The organism is Thomasclavelia saccharogumia DSM 17460 (assembly GCF_000686665.1).
GTDB lineage: Bacteria > Bacillota_I > Bacilli_A > Erysipelotrichales > Coprobacillaceae > Thomasclavelia > Thomasclavelia saccharogumia.
Window position 1 is genome coordinate 69,926 of record NZ_JMLH01000001.1, and the last position, 18,006, is coordinate 87,931.

At 28.1% G+C, this 18,006-nt stretch carries 14 protein-coding genes; 4 read left to right on the forward strand and 10 right to left on the reverse strand.

Annotation, left to right across the window (positions count from 1 at the left end; genetic code table 11):
* Window positions 1-45: 45 nt before the first annotated feature.
* The 4 genes from ftsH to BR82_RS0100370 all read right to left on the reverse strand — a co-directional run bounded on the left by ftsH (window position 46) and on the right by BR82_RS0100370 (window position 5,909).
* Window positions 46-1,992, reverse strand: coding sequence for an ATP-dependent zinc metalloprotease FtsH (gene ftsH / locus BR82_RS0100355; protein ID WP_027088508.1), 1,947 nt, complete (start codon window positions 1,990-1,992; stop codon window positions 46-48).
* Window positions 1,993-2,001: 9 nt separating this feature from the next.
* Complete coding sequence (gene hpt, locus BR82_RS0100360; RefSeq protein ID WP_027088509.1) at window positions 2,002-2,532, reverse strand: hypoxanthine phosphoribosyltransferase; 531 nt, start codon at window positions 2,530-2,532, stop codon at window positions 2,002-2,004.
* 25 nt (window positions 2,533-2,557) lie between these two features.
* Window positions 2,558-3,793 carry a tRNA lysidine(34) synthetase TilS gene (gene tilS / locus BR82_RS0100365; protein ID WP_240474472.1) on the reverse strand — a complete coding sequence of 412 codons (1,236 nt, stop codon included), beginning with the start codon at window positions 3,791-3,793 and terminating at the stop codon, window positions 2,558-2,560.
* Window positions 3,794-3,977: 184 nt separating this feature from the next.
* A complete protein-coding gene (locus tag BR82_RS0100370) occupies window positions 3,978-5,909 on the reverse strand; it encodes a PP2C family protein-serine/threonine phosphatase (RefSeq protein ID WP_240474473.1) in 1,932 nt (643 codons plus the stop codon).
* Window positions 5,910-6,626: 717 nt separating this feature from the next.
* Here BR82_RS0100370 and BR82_RS0100375 point away from each other — a divergent pair.
* Both BR82_RS0100375 and BR82_RS0100380 read left to right on the forward strand, forming a co-directional pair.
* Window positions 6,627-7,826, forward strand: coding sequence for an ATP-binding protein (locus tag BR82_RS0100375; RefSeq protein ID WP_027088512.1), 1,200 nt, complete (start codon window positions 6,627-6,629; stop codon window positions 7,824-7,826).
* A gap of 489 nt (window positions 7,827-8,315) precedes the next feature.
* Window positions 8,316-9,548 (forward strand): ATP-binding protein, encoded by a 1,233-nt coding sequence (locus BR82_RS0100380; protein ID WP_027088513.1) that lies wholly within the window; start codon window positions 8,316-8,318, stop codon window positions 9,546-9,548.
* Window positions 9,549-10,333: 785 nt separating this feature from the next.
* Here the strand turns inward: BR82_RS0100380 and BR82_RS0100385 are convergent.
* From BR82_RS0100385 to BR82_RS0100410, 6 genes are all read right to left on the reverse strand, one after another.
* Window positions 10,334-10,828, reverse strand: a complete 495-nt coding sequence (locus BR82_RS0100385; RefSeq protein ID WP_027088514.1) for a GNAT family N-acetyltransferase — start codon at window positions 10,826-10,828, stop codon at window positions 10,334-10,336.
* A 47-nt stretch (window positions 10,829-10,875) separates the two neighbouring features.
* Window positions 10,876-11,169, reverse strand: coding sequence for a nitrous oxide-stimulated promoter family protein (locus BR82_RS0100390; protein WP_027088515.1), 294 nt, complete (start codon window positions 11,167-11,169; stop codon window positions 10,876-10,878).
* Entirely contained in the window at window positions 11,169-12,815 is a 1,647-nt protein-coding gene (locus tag BR82_RS0100395; protein ID WP_027088516.1) for an amino acid ABC transporter ATP-binding/permease protein, read from the reverse strand. The genes BR82_RS0100390 and BR82_RS0100395 overlap by 1 nt, the downstream gene beginning before the upstream one ends.
* On the reverse strand, window positions 12,802-14,535 hold the full coding sequence (locus tag BR82_RS0100400; protein WP_027088517.1) for an ABC transporter ATP-binding protein/permease: 1,734 nt from the start codon (window positions 14,533-14,535) through the stop codon (window positions 12,802-12,804). The genes BR82_RS0100395 and BR82_RS0100400 overlap by 14 nt, the downstream gene beginning before the upstream one ends.
* Entirely contained in the window at window positions 14,528-14,902 is a 375-nt protein-coding gene (locus BR82_RS0100405) for a YbaN family protein (RefSeq protein ID WP_027088518.1), read from the reverse strand. Before BR82_RS0100405 ends, BR82_RS0100400 begins: the two co-directional genes overlap by 8 nt.
* Before the next feature lie 134 nt (window positions 14,903-15,036).
* Window positions 15,037-16,578 (reverse strand): prolyl oligopeptidase family serine peptidase, encoded by a 1,542-nt coding sequence (locus BR82_RS0100410; RefSeq protein ID WP_027088519.1) that lies wholly within the window; start codon window positions 16,576-16,578, stop codon window positions 15,037-15,039.
* A 257-nt stretch (window positions 16,579-16,835) separates the two neighbouring features.
* Here BR82_RS0100410 and BR82_RS0100415 point away from each other — a divergent pair, with 257 nt between their 5' ends.
* Both BR82_RS0100415 and BR82_RS0100420 read left to right on the forward strand, forming a co-directional pair.
* A complete protein-coding gene (locus BR82_RS0100415) occupies window positions 16,836-17,357 on the forward strand; it encodes a CarD family transcriptional regulator (RefSeq protein WP_027088520.1) in 522 nt (173 codons plus the stop codon).
* Window positions 17,350-17,793 carry a hypothetical protein gene (locus BR82_RS0100420; protein ID WP_027088521.1) on the forward strand — a complete coding sequence of 148 codons (444 nt, stop codon included), beginning with the start codon at window positions 17,350-17,352 and terminating at the stop codon, window positions 17,791-17,793. The genes BR82_RS0100415 and BR82_RS0100420 overlap by 8 nt, the downstream gene beginning before the upstream one ends.
* Window positions 17,794-18,006: the final 213 nt, after the last annotated feature.

An 18,006-nucleotide genomic window follows, 5' to 3' on the forward strand; every position in this document is an offset into this window, starting at 1 on the left:
TTTTCATTTTTCCACCTCTAAATATGAAAAAAAGCGGATACCGCTTTATTTCATATCATCTAACAAATCATCAGCATCATCAAACGAAGAACTTGAACTATTTGAATTCTCATCATTTGGTCGATCATCTACCGTTCCATCATGACGATCTAACATTCGACCAGTATTAAACAATGCCTCAATTTGTTCACCTGCTAATGTTTCATATTCCAATAAAGCATCAGCAATAACTACCAATTTATCTTTATTTGCTTCAATAATTTCTTTTGCTTTAGCATAACATTCATCAATAATTTTTCGAACTTGAACATCAATTTCATAAGCTATCTGTCCTGAATGAGAATTACTATGTTGAGTGTAATCTCGTCCTAAGAAAACATTTCCTTGCTCAGAATCATATTTAATTGGTCCTAACTCCGACATTCCTAATTCAGTAACCATCATTCTTGCAATTCTAGTTGCCTGTTCAATATCGTTATGAGCCCCAGAACTTACATCACCAAAGAAAATTTCTTCAGCAACACGTCCACCCATAAATCCTGCGATATTTGCTTCTAGCTGAGTTTTAGTTTGAAAATATGTTTCTTCTTTTGGTGTCATCAAGTTATAACCACCAGCTTGTCCACGAGGAATGATCGTAACTTTCTGCACTTTATTAGCATCTTCTAAAGTTAATCCTAAAACGGCATGTCCAGCTTCATGGTATGCAACTAAACGTCGTTCTTTTTCACTATATTTTCGAGATTTTTTAGCTGGTCCACCCATAACTCGATCTACTGCTTCATCAATGTCTGCCATTGAAATAACTTTATGATCTTCACGAACTGCTAATAAAGCTGCCTCATTTAATACATTTTCCAATTCTGCTCCAGAAAATCCTGGCGTTCTTTGCGCAATGTTATTAAAGTCAACATCAGGTGCAAATTTTTTATTACGCGCATGTACTTTTAAAATCTCTGTACGAGCATTTTTGTCCGGATTAGCTACTTGTATCTGTCTATCAAAACGACCTGGTCGTAACAATGCCGGATCCAAAACATCAGCACGGTTTGTTGCTGCTAAAATGATAATTCCTTCATTACCACTAAATCCATCCATTTCAACTAATAACTGATTAAGTGTTTGTTCACGTTCATCATGTCCACCACCCATACCAGTACCTCTTTGACGTCCAACTGCATCAATTTCATCAATGAAAATGATACATGGTGCTGTTTGTTTAGCTTTTTTAAACATATCACGAACACGTCCAGCTCCGACTCCGACAAACATCTCTACGAATTCAGACCCAGAAATCGAATAATATGGTACGCTAGCTTCACCAGAAACAGCTCTTGCAAGTAATGTTTTACCAGTACCCGGTGGCCCTACCAATAATACTCCCTTAGGAATACGAGCTCCCATCTGCGCAAATTTTTTAGGATTTTTTAAAAATTCAACCAGCTCTTTTAACTCTTCTTTTTCTTCATCAGCACCCGCTACATCAGAAAATCTTGTTTTTTGATTTTTTTCTAACTTAGCTCTAGAATTTCCAAAATCAAAAGCCTTAGCATTACCGCCACCTTGAGACATCATTCTAAAAATAAAGAACATTCCCCCAAGTAATAATACATAAGGTAAGATATTTGCAACGATACGCATAAACATGCCACGATCATTAGCATCTACAATTGTAGTTTCAATTCCTTTTTCGCTTAATAAGCTTGTCAATGACTGTATCTCAGCTTCAGTATTAGGAATAGTTGTAGTAAATTCAACTTCTGTAGATTTTCCATCGACTTTCTTCGTATATTTACCTGAAACGTCAACAACTAAAGATGAAGGAACAATTTCAACTTCCTTGATTTTTTCATCCTGTACTACTTCCACAAACTCACTATACTTAATTTCTTTACCGTTACTTTGATTCATAAAAGTAACCGCTCCACCAATTAAGACTAGTACTAACAGCCAGGGAAGAATTGATTTTAATAATCCATTCTTATTGTTCATAAACTCTCCTTACTTATAACACTCTTCTTTTAAAATACCAACATATGGCAATTGACGATACTTTTCGTTAAAATCTAATCCATAGCCAACAACAAAAGCATTAGGAATTTTAAATCCGACATAATCTGCTTTCATATCAATAACACGACCTTCTTCTTTATCCAGCATTGTGACAATTTTAACACTATTGGCTTTACGCTTTAAAAGCATCTCTTTAACGTTAAACAATGTTTTACCAGTATCAAGAATATCTTCAACAATTAAAATATTTTTACCCATTACATCCTCTTTTAAATCTTGTTTAACTACAAGCGTTTTAGATTCAACACCGTCATAGCTGCTTACATTCATATAGTCAAATGTAACATCACTATTTAAATGTTTTGAAAGTTCAGCCATAAAAGGCACAGATCCTTTTAATAAGCCAACTAACAAAACTTCTTTACCTTCATAATCTTTATCAATAATTTTTCCTAACTCTTCACACTTTGCACTTATTTGTTCTTCAGTGATCAACACTTCTTTTATATTCTTATGCATTTTATTCACTCCTAGCCATATATGACTATAATTTTACCACATATAAATTAGGTTTTGAATATAAATACCCAATATTTTTTGCAAGATGTGGTACAAGAATTATATCACCATGGCAATTTTCAACAACTGGCCAAATTTCCCTTTCACTTTTAGGAATTTTATTATCAATAAATAAACGTGATAATTTTTTACTTCCTCCAGCACTAACTATGGTATCACCTGGTCTAAACGTTCTTATCGTAATAGGAAAATCTTCATTTGTCAAATAAATTCCTTCATTTAAATGACCTTTCTTACTTAAATAAAAGTGCTCATGTTTATCATAAACTATTTGTTCATATTTTAAACAATAGCCTATATTAATTTTTAATTTAGAAACACGTATATTATTATATTCTTTTATGAACCTAATATTAACAGGTAAATCCATTTCAATATTTGGTTTATCACTTTTAATCTGCTTAATGATTTCTTTAATCAAAGCATCACTGATCAAAGGAGGATATACTTCTTCTTTAACTATTTCATAAATAAAACTATTTAAAAGATCATAAGGGATCAAACGGTAATCAATAACTTTATCATCATGATACTTATCAAGATATGGTTTCACCCTTTCGATATTTTTTAGATACCGCTGATTATGCAAATCAGCCTTATTTAATAAATCTTTTACCTGCTGTTCCGTATAATTTTTTAGTGTTACATTCCTAACAAAATCGCGAGTAAAATCTGTTTGAAAATTAGTATAGTCATCACGATAACTAACATTATGATCATGACAGTACGCTCTTAAAACCTGTTTATTAACTCGTAAAAGTGGTCTAATTACAGTCACCCCAAATACTTCACTAATATTTTTTATTCCTAAATATCCTTTCGTATTATGTCGTTGCAGCTGCATTACGATATTTTCAATTACATCATCTTGATGATGCGCCAAAACAACTTTATCAACATTATATTTACAAGCTATTTGACGATAAAAGTAATATCGCAGTTTTCTAGCTTGGGTTTGAAAATTTTCTTTTCCATATTCACATGTATCTATTTCCTTTACATAGCAAGGAAGATTATGCTTATGACAGTAGTTTTCAACTGTTTTTTGATCTAAATCACTATCTTCTCTTAAATGATAATTAACATGACAAACAACGATTTGATATCCGTGATTATACATCATATCCAAAAGTGCCATTGAATCACAGCCTCCAGATACCCCTACTATGTATAGCTGCTTCAAATTTAATAATTTCTCCATCACATCACCTCAAATACCTTTATCATTATAACAAATTATCCTTTTTTTTACATATAGTTTTAACTATTTTAGTCACTAAAAAAGCACGTTTATAACAGTTTTTATTTAAAACTATAAACAAAAACAGGAAGATTTAAAATTATTGAATTTCAATAAAACCAATTCTTCCTTTTTAACGTACCTTTTATTTCAACAATTCACTTTTTACTATTTTGATTACTACAATGCTAATATCATCGAGATTATTTTCTTCTAAAACCCGATCCATTAATAACGTTGCTGCCTCTTGAGGATGCATATGATTGATTATCTTAATATTTCTTTTAATAATCTGTTCAAAATTACTACCAGTTCCATCACTAGACATAATGACAATATCATTATCTTTTAATAACATTTCATAACTAGACATCTTTAATTTAGAAACGATTCCTACCGGTAATGAATTAGTTGCAATTTTTTCTACAGTTCCATTACGAATATGATAGCTGGGATTAGCCCCATATTTGATTAATTTCATTTTCGCATTCGCTAAATTTATATGACACAAATCTAATGTCGTAAACATATCATTATGATTTTTTATTTTTAATAACGCATTTATAGAATCAATAGTATCTTTTAAACTAATACCATTTAAAATTAATTTAGATAGTACTTCCAAAGTCAATTTACTTTCTGCTGCTGCCATCTTTCCCTGACCCATTCCATCACTCAAAGCTAAATAATGTAGATTATCTTGATGAAAAGCACTAAAAGAATCTCCACAATTTAAGGGCTCTAATGCATATTGCTGTAACCCAAACTGTAAAGAATAGTTTGGCTGGTGCTTTAAAACCACTGAAGTATAACCTAAATAATGCATTGCATCTTTGATTGAAATAATTTCTAATGATTCGTTTAAATAGCTTTCAATAATTGGCACTAATTCATTGATTACATCTTCTTTATTTATATCCATTAAACCTATTTCCAAGGTATAAACATCTAAAGATATTTGATGTTTATACAAATATGTAATATTAAATTGATACCCTAGTAAATGTTCCTTCAGCTGTTGATCACCAAACGGTGCCTGTTCTAAAGAATTACTAAAATTGTCAAACACTTCACTCAATAAAGAAAATTCATAAAACAAATCTCTTTTTAAATGCAGATTTTCCTGATTTACTCTTTTTATCTTTTCATAACTTTCTTTATACTCATTAATTCCTTTTAAAAATTTATCAGGACTAATACAATTACTATTTATATATTTTAAATCCTCTTCACTATATTTAGATTTAAAGCCCTTATTAATAAGTTTACCTAATCTACCCACACTGCCATCTTGATAAAAACATAAATCTCGACTTGGACAATGCAAACAGACATCTTCATATACATAACCAACAAATTCTCCAACATTCACATTATGATTAGCTTCTTGAAAAATATTAGTTAATTGTTTAAATAACGAGGCAAATGTATTGGCTCGCTGAATCAATTTATTACGACTTGTAATATTTTTATAGTCTTCATTAAGCAATTTAGGGCGACGTTTGAAAGTAGGAATAAACAAAAATAAAGCTGCACTTACTATAATAATAAAATTATGATAGTAATAGTCATAGTTAATAAAAAATGGAAGAACTAAATGACTTAATATATATGTTGATGAACAAGTTAATTTATTTTTAGGGTTGTACATAAAGAAGATACTGAAAGGAAGGATCAACGATAGTATTTCATCTTTAAGTAAGGGATCAATAAACATTAAAATAATTGATATATATAAAATCGCTGGCATCGTACTATTAATACCTAAATAGTACGTACTTAATAATAAAAAGAAGCGTAGTAATATCATCATGTATAACTGATTAACTTCTACCAATGAAACAATAGCTAACATTATCATCACGGAAAGAATTATCATCCGTTTATTCGTATATACTTCAATTGTATTATGGATAAAGACGGGAACTACTTCTAAGCATAATAAACTATGTATTAATGTAAAGGATAAAATAACTAGTACTTCTATGTAGTTATAATTATATATGTAAAGAAAGATTAAACTTACTAAAGTAACTACAAAGGCCAAGTATTTACTTTTAATAAATTTAAAATGCATTAGTACCTGCATTAGTATTACACTTGTTAAGGAGACTAACAATAACATGTAATTTTCATAAGATAGATAGGTTATTAATACTAAAGCACTCATATATACGATCAGATGTCGATATCCACATAAAAATGATATTACTAGCATCGGAATTATAAAACAAAGCGATGTATTATATATTTTTACTAAACCTAAAAAGAGGGTTAAACAAAAAATTGTAATATAAGTCATCCCAGCATTTTTTATTTTTACTTTATTTTTTTCTACTGACAAATCCATTTCATTCACCTCGTACTATAAATTATATGAATTTATGATAAATAATTTGTCATTTTTTAAGTTCAATTAAAATAATCTAGTTAAATACGCTATAACGAAGCAGATTTATTTGCAAAAATATTGAATTTATCAATATTTTTAAAACTGTATATATAAAAAAATGATTAAACAAAATTTTATTCTGAATTTATACTCATACCAAAAAAATAAAAATAATTGTGCGATTTTTCACCAAAAAGGCTTTATTATTAAAGCTTTATTCATTATTTTGGATGTTTTTTATAGATGGTGTTAATTCATTAATAATTGAATAGTAAGTTTGTTTATGGGTTAGAAATGTTTTTGGTATAAAAGCAGCTTGGAAGTTTATTGACCAAAAATGATTTTTTTTCAATTTTGGTCAATAATATGATATAATAGATATACTAAAGGAGTTGTTAATTTATGAAGTTAATTAAACGAAAAGATTATTTAAATATTTTAATAAACGTTAAGAATACACCAGATATAAAAGTTATTACAGGAGTGAGGCGTTCAGGCAAATCAAAATTACTTCTTTCATTTATAGAATGGTTAAAAAAACAAGAACAGGATTCTCATATTGTATATATTAATTTGCAAGAAACAGAAAATGAACAATTTTTAGAATATCATTGTTTGCATGATTACATTTTAGAACAATATGTTGAAGGCAAAAATAATTATCTTTTTATAGATGAAGTTCAATTATGCACACATTTTGAAAAAGCAGTAAATAGTATTCATGCTAAAGAAATATATGATATATATGTGACAGGATCTAATGCTTTTTTATTAAGTAGTGATTTAGCAACTTTATTCACAGGAAGAACATTTACAATAGAGGTTTTTCCTTTTTCCTTTCAAGAGTTTCTTGTTTATTTTGATAGAGATGATACAGATCAGGCATTTAATGATTATTTAAGAATTGGTGGATTTGCTGGATCATATTTATATCACCAAATAGAACAAAAGTATGATTATATTCAAAAAGATGTTTATGAAACAATAGTGACACGAGATATTGTTCAAAAATATAAGATCAGAAACAAAGGCCTTTTTGAAAATTTAACAAATTATCTTATTGACAACATCTCCAATTTAACATCATCTAGAAACATTACAAACTACTTAATTAGTAATTATGATAAAGTTAGTCACAATACGATTATCAATTATATAAAATATCTTTGTCATGCATTTGTATTTTATAGAGTAAAGAGATTTGATATAAAAAGGAAAAAGTATTTAGCTACTGAACAAAAATATTATCTTGTTGATCATTCTATTAAATATGCAACTCTTGGAATTAAGAATCAAGATTTAGGTAGAACATTAGAAAATATTGTTTATATAGAGTTATTAAGAAGAAGATATGAGGTCTATGTTGGTAAGCTTTATAAGAAAGAAATTGATTTTGTAGCATTAAAAAGAAATGAGCAAATTTATATTCAAGTTTCAACGTTCTTAGAAGATGAAAATACAATTGATAGAGAAGTAACACCTTTGTTGAAGATAAAAGATGCCTATCCTAAAATAATTATAGCGAGAACACATCAAGAAATGTATACGATTCAAGGTATAAAAGTTATAGATATTGCAGATTGGTTGATAAATAATAAATAGGTTAAAAGTTAAATTCATTGATATTAGCAATGTCGTAAGTTAATATTCAAGCAGGTTCAGAAAGATATTGACTACGGTCGATATCTTCTTTTTTATATGTAATATTTCGTTGAATTATTTTTATCATAATTCATATCAAAAAAATATCAAAATTATTCCTAAATAATATGAATTAATAAAGATAGAATAAAATAGAAAAGATTGAAATTGCTTGTTTTTAAAGGAGTTTAAAGTCAAATAATATGTATTTGATAATTAAAATAATCCAGTTAAATACGCTATAATGAAAAAATTTTTTTGGTAAAAAGAAGCTTTTTCCCATTCAAAAACATTTACACAATTAATGAAAATGTGATTTAACGTTACCATTTTTAAAAAAAACAAAAAAATAGCAACGTTAAATCATTAAAATAAAAAACTATGTGTTATAATATGAATGGTGATATGAGATCTATGCATTATAAATTCGAGAGGTGATATAAGATTATTATGAAATTATATAAAAGAGAAAACTATTTAAAAAAGATAAGAGGCTTTTATGAAGCAGAAGATATTATCAAAGTTATTACAGGAGTTCGTAGATGTGGTAAATCATCATTAATGCAAACTATAGCTGAAGAACTTATATCTAATGGTATTTCAAAAGAAAATATTATATATATTGACTTAGATAAAAGAGAATTTAGAAAAATAAAAGATGCTGATCAATTAGAAATAGTAATTGATAAAAAAATAGAAAATATTGAGGGATTAAAATATCTTTTTATAGATGAGGTACAAAATGTAAATGGATTTGAAGAAGTTTTAAATGGATTTAGAAATGAGGGGGAATACTCAATCTTTATAACTGGGTCTAACTCATATTTGTTAAGTGGAGAGCTGATAACAAAATTGACTGGGCGTTATATAGAATTTGAAATGTTCACTTTAAGTTTAGAAGAATATATAGATATGAAGAAGTTTTATAATAAAACTGTTAGTTCTAATCTTTTAGAAGAATTAAACTCATATATATTAGAAGGTGGATTTCCCCGTACTGTACAAATGGATAATTTGGCTGATAAAAGGACTTATACACAGAGTGTCATAAAAGAAATATTTGAAAAAGATATAAGAAGGAGAATAAAAGTAAGAGATAGAGATGCATTTGAAATAGTGAAAAATTTTATAATCAATAATTATGGGTCTTTGATTAGTATTAATAGTATTGTTAATTCATTGAGAAAGACAGGAACTTTAATTAGTAAAGCAACAGTCACTAGATATATTCAAGCGCTTTTAGATGCTAAAATTATTTATGAATGTTATAGATTTGATATGAAATCTAAAAAAGCAATCAAGGGAGAAAAGAAGTATTATATAGCGGATTTAAGTTTTTATTATGCACTTAATACAGATAATCAAATGAATTATGGACCATGTCTAGAAAATATTGTATATATTTACGCAAGAAGTCAAGATTATTCAGTAAGCATTGGAAGAATTGGTAAATTAGAATGTGATTTTATTTTACGTGATAGAGAATTAAATTATTCTTATGTTCAAGTATCATATACAATAATGTTAAATAAAGAAACAGAAGATAGAGAGTATAAACCACTAGAACAAATCAAAGATAATTATCCTAAATACGTTGCAACGACGGATTATTTACTACAAAAAAGAAATGGAATCAAACATATTAATATCATAGATTTTATGAAAAACAATGAACTATTTTAATCACTACGAGATTAAAATAGTTCATTTGTATAAACTTAATGAAATTCATTGACAGAAATAAAGTTATACGATAATATTCAAAAATGGGTTCAGAAAGATATTGGCTATGGTCGGTATCTTCTTTTTATATGTAATATTTCGCTGAATTATTTTTATCATAATTCACACCAAAAAATACCAAAATAATTCATGATTTATATGAATTAATAAGTACAGAATAAAATAGAAAAGATTGGAATTACTTGATTTTAAAGGGGGGTAAAGTTAAATAATCTGTATTTAATAATTAAAATAATCTAGTTAAATACGCCATAATGAAGCAGATTTATTTGCAAAAATATTGAATTTATCAGCATTTTTAAAATTGTACATATAAAAAAATGATTAAACAAAATTTTATGATGAACTTATGCTCATACAAAAAATAAATATGAAATTTTTATTGATAAACTAAAAATAATAAAAAAGACATCTGTTTTAATTTATAAGTAATAGAAAATAAGTATTATTTAATAAATTTCGATGTTTATAAAAAATTTAAAAATATTTATATAATTAATAATAAAAGCTATTTAACGTTGCCAATTTTAAAAAATAAAAAACAGCAATTAAAATACTGTTAGTTCCTATTTGACCTTACGCATATCATATTTAACAGTCAAATATCTATTGAAAAAATTTTGTTTTTAAATCTTTTATATCACTTATTATCAAGTAAAAACCTAAATGACTTAAAGTTGGTGTTTAATACATAAAAAGCGTTAAAATTTTTAACGCTTTTTCTACTATAAATCCAATCTAAAACCAATATCTCCCATCAATAAAGAACGCTCATACTGGCTAAAACCTAATTTTTCTAACAACCTGATTGAACGATAATTATCATTATAAACATGTGCAAATACACTTTTAAAATTATAATCATTTTTTAAAACATCTAATAATACTCTGAGCGACTCCGTTGCATATCCCCGATGCCAATAATCACTATCAAAAGTATAGCCAATCATTATGGAACTAGTTTCTATAACTTCTAAAAAATAATCACCTATCAGGTAATTATTTTCTTTTAATACCACACCTAACTGATAACTGCCTCTAGAACCATCAAATGGATGTTTTAAACAATATTCTATTCTTTTAACTGCTTTATTATAAGGATATCGCCACCACGACTGATAAAACGCTACTTCTTTTTTATTACGATATTCACTTAAACGCTTTGCATCAGACATAGTTAATTCCCTTATTATTAAACGCTGAGTTTCAAAAGTTTCCATCCTGCCACCTCACCGATAATTATCATAACATAAATTATATTATTATTTTAGCCTTTTATAGCATATTTGATTGTATTTATTAAATGTTTTATCGTTATGAGAGGATGTTTAAACAGCATTCTTTTGCCCGAATATTTCATTACTTCCTTTATTTGATTACGATATTTTTTTTGATAACAATGAATAGGGCAAGAGGAGCAGAATGTTTTTTCATCTTTACGAGGACAACAATCGATTCTTTTAAATGCATATTCTTTTAATTCACTTAAATCCTGCTGATGACCTTTTTCATATATTGAAATCATTATTGTTAGTAATTCTTTTTCTTTTTCTGTTGTCATTAACTTTGCCTACCTTGTTCAATTTTAATTATTCGATCACAAATCTTTAATGAGGAAGGTCGGTGACTTACCAAAATAATCGTTTTTCCTTCACGATTATCATTTAATGATTTTAAAACTAATGCTTCATTTAAACTATCTAAATTACTTGTTGGCTCATCTAATAAAATTAATGGTGAATCATGCAAAAAGGCTCTTGCTAATGATAATCTTTGTAATTGTCCGCCCGATAAAGATTGATAAAGACTTCCGATCATTGTTTCATATCCATCTTTTAAACTTATAATAAACTCATGTAAATTGGCTTTTTTACAAGCTTCTATTACTTCTTCTTGACTAGCTTCCATTCCTAATTTTATATTATTAATAATACTATCATTAAACACATAAGTATCTTGGGTAACATAACTAATAAGTTTAGCTAAAGAATCACTTTGCCATGATTTTAGATTATGGCCATTTATCAAAATATCACCACTGCTAGGATCATAAAAACGCATTAATAATTTTAATAACGTTGTCTTTCCACTACCACTACGACCTTCTATTCCAACTATCTCGCCTGGTTTGATTACCATATTGATTTTATCTAAAATCACTTCATTTTCATACTTAAATGATACATCTTTTATTTCAATTGTTCCTAAATCACCTTGATACCCATCACTAACCTCAGCAACTTGCGGCATTTCATCCAACAAATCAAGAACCCTATTGCCACTGGCAAATGTTATTACTAAATTATGTGCTAGTGATGATAGAGCCAATACTGGTCCAAATGAAGACATTAAAGCAATCGTTCCAATTAAAACACCATTAAAACTAATCAACTGATGAAGATATAAATAATAACTTAAAATAAACATCGCCAATGAAAATAAGCTAACACTGATATCTCCGATCATGCGATACTGCCCTTCTAAATCTTTTAACTCTTCGTTTTGATCATTTAGTAATTCACTTTTTTGGGCAATCTCATTTAAACGTTTTTTACCACATAGAAATTGATCAACGATCCTTAACCCATGAACAGACTCCAATACATAACTAGTATATTTACCATAAGTATTTCGATAATCTAATCCTTTATTACCAGATACTTTACCTACTACTAGTGGAATGAATACACCAATAAATAAATATGCTAGCGCCGCCAACAAGGCTAGTGCAATATGAAAACTTCCTAAATAAACAATCATGATAATTGAAACAATTAAAGCTATCATAACTGGTGAAATTGTATGAGCATAAAATACCTCTAATAGCTCAACATCACTAGTGATCATTGCAACTAAATTCCCATGATCTTTTCCATCTAGTTTTGCTGGTGCTAATTTTCTCAATTTTGCAAAAACAATATCTCTTATCATTGCCAATAATTTAAAAGCAATAAAATGATTACACCACTGTTCACCATAACGTAAAAAACCACGTAAAACACCACAAGCAATCAAAAGATAAAGTAAATTAGTAAAAGTTTCTTTGTTTACTATTTTAATTATTATTTCTCCTGCAATAATTGTCAAAAATATAGCCGCCAAATAACCAATTACACCAAGGACAATTGCCAACAGCATCGTTAATATCATCGATTTAACTAGAGCAATCAAGCTAATTACAACCTTTAAATTACTACGCTTTTTCACTTGTATTACCCCCATAATTTTCAATTTCTTTTTGCGTGTTAACTAATATTCGGTATTCCTCATTTTCTTTCATTAACATTTCATGATTTCCATAACCTACAAGCTTACCATGACTAAAGACATAGTTGCACTTACAATTTTCAACACATGCTAAACGATGACTAATCAAAATAACGATCTTATCTTTTTGCATTTGTTCAATTACTTTCATGATAATTTCTTCACTTTCAATATCTATATTTGAAGTAGCTTCGTCAAAAATATATACTTTTGTATCATGTAATAATGCTCTAGCAATGCTCAAACGTTGTTTTTGACCACCTGATAAATTATTTCCCCGTTCTTCAATTACACTATCTAATCCTGCTATCCCATCAAAATAATTCCACAAATTAACTTTTTTCAAAACATCTATCATCATTGTATCATCACTATTACAATTACCATCTAATAGATTTGAACGTAAAGTTCCTGCAAAAATATATGGATCATGCTCAACCATAGTTATTTCTTTCATTAAACTATGATGATTGATTTTATTTACCTGTTTACCATTATAAGTCAATTTACCCTGATAATTATCATAATAACCCATTAGCAGTTTTGCAATCGTACTCTTTCCACTTCCCGAACTTCCAACGACTCCATAAACACCAGGTTGATCGATCTTTAAACAGATATCTTTTAATACGATTTTTTCATCATAGCCAAACGATAAATTGCTAATTTCAATTTCATTAATATCTTCAATTTCTAAATTCTTATCATCTTTAATCTCGACATCTAATAATCTAAAAATCTTTTCACTCGCTGCATTACCATTCATAGCAATATGGAAAAACGATCCTAATAATCTAAGCGGAATAAAAAACTCAGCTGATAACATAATCATCATAAACGCTTGTCCTAAATCAATTGCACCCGCTTGATAGCTATACAACGATATAATAATTCCCAGTGCAGCACCACCATAAGCAACTAAATCCATAACACTAATTGAATTTAACTGCATCACTAATACTTTCATCGTAATATTTCTAAAACGTTGTGCTTCTTCATTCATCTCAATATGTTTATATTGGTCACCACGATACCCTTTTAATGTTGTTAAGCCTTTAACATTATCTAAAAATCGCTCTGCTAGATTTCCATACAATCCCCAATATTTACTCAATAATCTTTTTGCAAATTTTTGTACTAATACGATTGACATCGGAATCAACGGAACACAAATAAAAAGCACTAATGCTGCCTTAAATTCTACTTGCCCAAGAATAATAAACAATGTCACTGGTGCTAACATACTGTAAAAGAACTGAGGTAAATATTTACCAAAGTATATTTCTAACTGTTCTACGCCTTCACTCATTAACTGGGTAAGTGAAGCAGTACTAATCACTTCATTATAGTGATTATTTAATAATAAGATTTTTTTATAAATATCACATCTAAGTTTCCCTTTTATATTTTTTCCAGCTTTAAAAGAATACGTGGATGCCAGTTTTCCAAAATACCCCTTTATTAAAACTAAGACTACGATAATTATTATCTTAACTATAAAATAATCTGTCTTACTATAGTAGTAAACCTTATTTATCATATCAGCCATAATGGCAATGATCATAATTTGCATGATTAGTCCTAACCATTGCATCAATACTTGTAAATATACATATTTTTTATCATCTTTTAAATAACTAACTAATCTTTTATTAATCATTACCCACTTTTTTAATTGTTTCTATTCGGGATATAAAATAATAATATTTAAATATCACTAATAAAACAATCGTTATCCTTCCATAAATATTATTCATCATTAAAAATGCAATTAAAAGCATAGTACTGGCAAACGATAATAACATCACTTTAGTTCGTAATGTCATTGCTCTTCTAGTAACAAAATCATTTAAATGATTTTGATACAATTTAGTTCCTTGAAACCAAATTTTAGCCCGCGATGAACTCTTCGTAAAAAAGAATAAAGCAGCCAAAAGAAACGGGGTTGTTGGTAAAATCGGCAACACCACACCTATCATTCCAATCAGCATAAATACCAATCCCAAAATAAAATACAAATATTTCATATTATCTCCTTTTTATTATAAATATCAGATTTACTTTAACATTATCAAAAGATATTTTCAATATAAATGTTAGTCTTTTTTAACATCTATCATAAAAAAAAGGATTCATGATAAATTCACGAACCCTTTAAATATTAATTAAATTTTCTTTTTACAAATGCCAATCCACAAACACTTAATAATGCTGCTGTTGCATACAAACTAGTTAAAACATTATCACCAGTTGGTACAGCTTTTTCAGGACTATCTGGACTAGGTGCAACTGGTGTTACTGGTTGCTCTACACTAACATTATAATTAGCTGCCCATTCCATAATTGACGTTCCATTAGCATCTTTTGGATTATTATTTAATGTAAAAATCCATGTCCAGTGATCATTATAATGAACTAATGTAGGAGTACTATCCATATCATAATCTTCTTCAAGATTTATTTTATTGGCACCATCAACATTTACTGTATCATATAATGTTAATTTATATTTATTGTCTTTAGTTTCATAAGTTGTAAAATCAGAATTAATATTTTGCAAATATCTTATTTCCGTAGTTTCTTGACCTTCAGTTAAAATCTTAAACATTCTCTTTGAACATTCATCTGTTGCAACACTTGAATCTGTTACCCCTTGAACTAACCAAATTGCAGTATCAGATTTTGTTAGTGAAGCTAATTCTTCATCAGTTGGTGTTTGTCCACCACGAGCAGTCGCTACATCTAAAGCTGGACAGTTGATCATAGCAGCTTTAAATAAATCAGGATATGCAATTAACATTCTTGTAGTCATATAACCACCAGCTGAACAACCTGATACATATACTTTTTCAGGATCAATATTTTTAGCTTTAATTAAATCATTGATTTCATTATATGCTATTTCTAATAAACCATCTCTTTGAGCATAATACCAAGTATCAGGTGCCTGGAATGACATAACATGAGCCCCACCAAAAATTTCTTGTGCTTCATCACTAGCCCAAGCTACAGTTCCTCTGTTTGCAAGCATTTGAGCTACGTTATTACCAGAATTTAAAAGATCTCCTTCACCATTTCCATGGAACCAAACAATAAGTGAATCTGCATTCCCTGCATCATAATATTGATAGTTAATACCATTTTCGACTATTACAGATTCAAATTTAGCTGTTTCATCATTAGTTACAGTATTATCTGTAGTATATTTTGCAATATAATTATCATCGATTTCTCGACCATCAGCAGCAGTCAATGTTACACCTTTATTTTGAACGATCGTATACTCTAATTCAGCAGGATAATTTCTTGCATATCCTTTTTTGGCATCACTTATGTATGTCAATGTTGATCCATACCCATCGTTTTCATCAAAATAAACATTAACATATTGACCATCTGTCTCTACTTTTACAATTTTACGATTGCCATTGTATTGCTCTTTTCCTTTATAATCCTCGTCTTCAATTTTAATAGTTGATTTTGCAGTAACTGTAAAAGTATCAAGATCTACATTTGAAACCCTATACCCTGCTCCAAAATCAATTGTCATTTTGTTTACCACTTCACCCGCATCAGTGACTCTTGCAGATAAACTACAATCATAAGTAGTATCTACAGTTTCTGCTAATACCGGTGCACTGAAAGCGGTTACCGCTAATGCCATACTGGCAGCAGCTGCAAAAATTTTTCTAAATTTTTTCATTTCCTTATACCTCCTAAATATTATTATAACATTGCTTACTTTTAGCTGTATTTACATATTTATACATTTAGGTTCAAAAATTGGTACTATATTTATAAAATTTAGTCTTGAAAAAACAATAAATTTATGATATGTAATTTGAAATTTTAATATGAAATGTTGATTTAAAAATGTTATAATATAAACAGATCAACGTGTAGTTTGCAGAACGTAAATCCAGTTGCAACTACACTTTTTTAATTATAGGAGGATAATAAATGTATAAAATTGGTGAAAATGTTTTATATGGTAGTGAAGGGGTATGTAAAATAACAGATATTGTTTCAAGAGTAATCAATAATCAAGAAAAAAAATTTTATCTCTTGACTTCTTCCAGCAATAAAATGAAAATTCTTGTTCCTTTAGATAATGAACTTTCTTTAGCAAAAATGCGTAAAATTTTATCAAAAGAAGAAATATATAAACTTATTGAAGCTATGCCTGATAATGAAACTATTTGGATAAAAGATAAAAATTTACGAAAAAAAAAGTATAATGAAATTATTATAAAAGGTGACCATGAACAAATCGTCAAACTGATCAAAACTTTGTATTTAAACAAACAAGAGCAAATAAAAAAAGGCAAAAAATTTCATGTTCAAGACATGTATTTACTTGATGCCGCTGAAAAAATGCTTTATGAAGAATTTTCTTATACTTTAGACATTCAACCTGACGAGGTTCTTCCTTTTATTTTAAAAAACATTAAATTAAACGAAAAAGGTAACAATAATGTATAGTATCAATGATTACGTAATTCATCAAAATAATCATATTTATCAAATCATTGCAATAAATAATCAGATCACCTTAAAGTCTCCTTTAAACAACAACTCTATTTTAGCTGATTCTAAAGATATTATTCGAAAAGTCACAACTAAAAAGGAACTCGAAGAAATTATTGAGCGAATTCCCTATATCCGCACTCTAGAAATAACAAGCGAACGCTTTCGTCAAGAACTATATCGAAAAACGTTTGATAGCTACTTAGAAATAGAATGGATCAAACTAATAAAAACAATTTATTTGCGCCATCGTTTTCATAAAGCTCAGTCATATGAATTAGATTATTTAAAACAAACCCAAACTCTTTTTCATGAAGAAGTTGCAATTGTATTAAATATGCCAATTGATAAAGTAGATGATTATATTAAAAATAAGATCATGGAATTTTAAATTTATAATTATTCGTAATAAACAACTAAAAATAAGATATTTCAAATAATGAGTCACTTTTATCAAATAAACAAGTAATAATTAAAATTACTTTATATGAAGTTGTCGAATAGACAGCTTCATTTTTATTTAAAAATCATTTTTCGTTTTATATCAAAAACAATATACAAATATCTTTATTATCATTGTAAAGATAAATAAAAATAGTATCTA